Source organism: Aliirhizobium wenxiniae, from assembly GCF_019511445.1.
GTDB classification, from domain to species: Bacteria; Pseudomonadota; Alphaproteobacteria; order Rhizobiales; family Rhizobiaceae; genus Neorhizobium; species Neorhizobium wenxiniae_A.
The window spans coordinates 1-325 of record NZ_JAEUAN010000108.1 but is presented as its reverse complement, the minus strand read 5'-3'; the positions used below and the strand labels follow the sequence as shown (position 1 = coordinate 325).

The 325-nt window shown below is 54.5% G+C and carries 1 protein-coding gene; it reads right to left on the bottom strand.

All coding sequences use genetic code 11. From position 1 onward, the window contains the following. A partial coding sequence (locus tag JNB91_RS31895; RefSeq protein ID WP_220328823.1) for a DUF2934 domain-containing protein occupies positions 1 to 125 on the bottom strand: 125 nt, incomplete at its 3' end. Between the last annotated feature and the right edge of the window lie 200 nt (positions 126 to 325).

Genomic DNA, 325 nt, shown 5'->3' with positions numbered 1-325 from the left:
TGCAGGCGTTCCCATTCTGCGGTCGCTTCAGCCCAATGCTCGTGGTCGTGCCCGTCAGCACGTCCAGCTTGTTCCCAAAGCTCATATGCCCGCTTTGTGATCCACTCTTCCCGTTGTTCTGGCATATATTATTCCCAATTTTATACGAATCCACACGCTCGCCGAATTGACGTTTATGAGGGAAGTTCCCGCACCGTGATGAGGGGTGGACGGGCTGCGGACTTGGCACATCTGTTGCGACCAGGGATCGTGCCGACATCCGCTGTTGTGAAATGCGAGATATGTCGGTACCGTCATCGCATGCGAGGAAGATTACCAGCCAATG